We start from the raw sequence: 2,784 nt of genomic DNA, 5'->3' as shown, positions 1-2,784 counted from the left end.
ATAGACTCTGTGTGCAAAGGCGGTAGTTCTTTCGAAGCACTCAGCATGGGATTAAGGTGTTCGACACTAGGTTGAGTCATTCCTTCCTCAAATTCCAAATCGCAAAAACTCAGCATCCGTCGTGCTTCTGCCTCGGGGCCTGTGACAAGAGCCTCGTAGCTGACATCAAGAATCTGGCCCGGAAACAATGTATGCCAATGTTCCATCTGTGCGCGGTAACTCAGGTAATAGCTGGCTAGCTCATCAAGGTCATAAGAGTAGCTGTGTGCGCCAAAGATCAATGTCTTAAACACCGAGTAGCAAGTATCCAGTGGGTCTCGGTGCATATGGATAATGCGCGCACCCGGCAGTGCGGCTAGGATATGTCCACAGTACAGAAAGTAGTGAGACGTACAGTCTACAAAGCGCGACGTCTCTCCGGCTCGCTCGCTCACCGCATTGCTATAACGCCTGCCAAGCTCTGCAAAGTCCACGGCAAGTGTGGCCTCGGCATCGGAAACCTCCGCTGGCGCTGCATCTCGAGCGAGAACTCCTAGCAATCGCCTGAAGTCGCCTAACTCTCCTGCCGCCGTGACCGCGCTGTGCCGCGCGAGGACGCGCTCCGCAAGACGTATGCCCGCACGGGGCATACCCACAACAAAGATCGGTCCGGGCTCATCGGCGCCCAGCTTCAGTGATGCGAGCCGCGAGGCATCAAAGGTATTCCGAATGTCCTGCTGTGCACCCAGCTCCGTAGCCTGGTCATAATTCACCAGTTTTCGATAACTTTGTGCTCCGGCGTCAAAAGCGGGGAAAGCTTCATCGTAGTTACCGAGGTCCTCAAACTCTTTGCCCAAGGCGTAGCAGGCGATCGCCGTGATTTGTGGCTCGACACTCTTTCGAACCGTATTTCGCAGGGCCTGAATATGGTTATCCTTTTGAGACCAGCGGCGCAGTTGAGTTCGCAGATGAAGTGCTCCGACGTCCGTGGGCGACTTCTCTAACAGCTGCTCCAGATGCTTTTCCGACTCCTCCGTTAAATCCATCTGCGCTTCGGAAACCGCAAGAAGATAAAGTAACTGCTGACTTTCGGGGTTTTTATCGCGGGCGATGAGTAGACAGTTTCGCGCTTCCTTCCCCTGACCAAGCTGAGCGAACATCTCAGACAAGGCCGCTAACTCTGGCTCCTTTGCCTCCAGTAAATCCACAGCTCTGGCGCAAGTTAAAGCGCGCTTCGACTTACCATCAAAAAGACACAGCTGCGCCTTTCGCAGCAAAATCTGTGGGCTATTGCCAAGATCCTCAGCGAGGGCATCAAGATGCTTAAGGGCCGCGACGGGATCTCCACGTAAGCTCTCTACGTCGGAGGCCAGATAACGCACGTCAACCCGCTCTGGAAACTGCCTTAGAAGCTCGTTGGCTACAGCTTCAGCATCTTCGAGCCTTCGGGCTTGAATATGTTGAGCCCCGGCGATGAGCAAATCTTGCAGACTAGGGGCCGTAGGGTCACTCGTGTTCATGGAAGTCCTCAAATTCGGGGTAGCTTAAGCCCCGGGAAGTAAATCAAAAGCCACGGTTATTCGTGACTGATCGGAATGGAAAGGCAGTGTGCCGTGCCACATATACGATGGAAACAGTACGAGAGTTCCCACCACAGGTTTTACGATGCGGCGAGGCGCAAGATCGAGCCCGAGCTCCTGCATGGGTCTCCCAAACTGGATATGCCCTTCAGTGCCTTCCCCCTGCTGCACTTCATTTGGCAGGGAGATATACAGCGCCGAGCTTATCCAGCCCTCCGGATGGATGTGATTCGCGTGATAACCCTGATCGCGAAGACGCACAGACCAAGCGCCTGCCATGCGCAGATCACTGGCCCGCTGTGGGCGAGAGTTTCGGCTCCAGAAAGGATGATCCTCATCGGTAGGGAGGTTTTGCAGTACGCCTGCTATCGCCAACTGCAGTTGTGTTTCTAGCCCGCGCAACAATTGTTGTTTGAGGCGAAAGAGAAAACCATTGGTTTGCGTACCACCGCGGACACTTTGCTCAATCGGCTGTGCGTTACTGTGATGTAAGCCTTCAAGCACACGAGTAAGTTCCTGGAAGTAGGCTTCGCGGCTGGAGAACTCCGGCGGCGCGGGAACCTCAACCGGCACAACCATACGATCGTAGTCGAGAAGCCAATCTTCACGGGAGTCCCCGAGAAGCTGCAAAGCCGTGCCACGGTAAGCCAGCAGTGTCTGATCATGAGGCGACTTAAGTAACCATTCACGGCAGAGTTGTTCGGCGCGCTCGGCTTCCTGGCAGCGTAGCAACTGCATTGCAAAATAATGTTGAACGTAGCTATCGTCCGGGCTCGCCTCACTGATCTGCTGTAGTCGATCCAGAGCCATCCCTTCTTGACCACGCTGGGCCATATCCAGAGCGCCAAGCACCTGTAAGTTCGGTGTATCAGGGCAGCCCATCCGCTCTGCTTCAAGAAGCGTTTTTTCAACCCCTGACTCCTGTCCCAAACGCTTCATAAGCTGAATCAGCGTCTGCCATAGGGCCGGATTGCGAGGCTCTTGTCGCACCGCGGCGCGAAGCTTTTCAAGATGATCCCGTTGGGCTCCAGAGCTGAAACTCAGTTGAGCCGCCGTTCGCTGTAGCAAGGGATGGCCAGGAAAACGCTCTACACCGGCGTCTGCGCAGGCGAGGGCCGCTTCGATATCTCCGGAATCCAGAAGTGCCTCTGCGCGATTGCGATAAACGTCCGGTTGATCAAAGCCCAATTGTCGCGCTTGCTCATAGGCATCAGCGGCTTCGGCG

2 protein-coding genes are annotated in these 2,784 nt (G+C 55.0%); both read right to left on the bottom strand.

Annotated features, from left to right (window positions below):
- Positions 1 to 1,499, bottom strand: a 1,499-nt coding sequence (locus AB8B76_RS05035; protein WP_405270878.1) for a tetratricopeptide repeat-containing sulfotransferase family protein, incomplete at its 3' end; no start/stop codon positions are given.
- 24 nt (positions 1,500 to 1,523) lie between these two features.
- Positions 1,524 to 2,784, bottom strand: a 1,261-nt coding sequence (locus AB8B76_RS05030; protein WP_405270876.1) for a putative 2OG-Fe(II) oxygenase, incomplete at its 5' end; no start/stop codon positions are given.

Source organism: Congregibacter sp. (genome assembly GCF_045107095.1).
Taxonomy (GTDB): domain Bacteria; phylum Pseudomonadota; class Gammaproteobacteria; order Pseudomonadales; family Halieaceae; genus Congregibacter.
The sequence above is the reverse complement of the archived record's forward strand: the minus strand, read 5'-3'. Positions and strand labels throughout refer to the sequence as shown.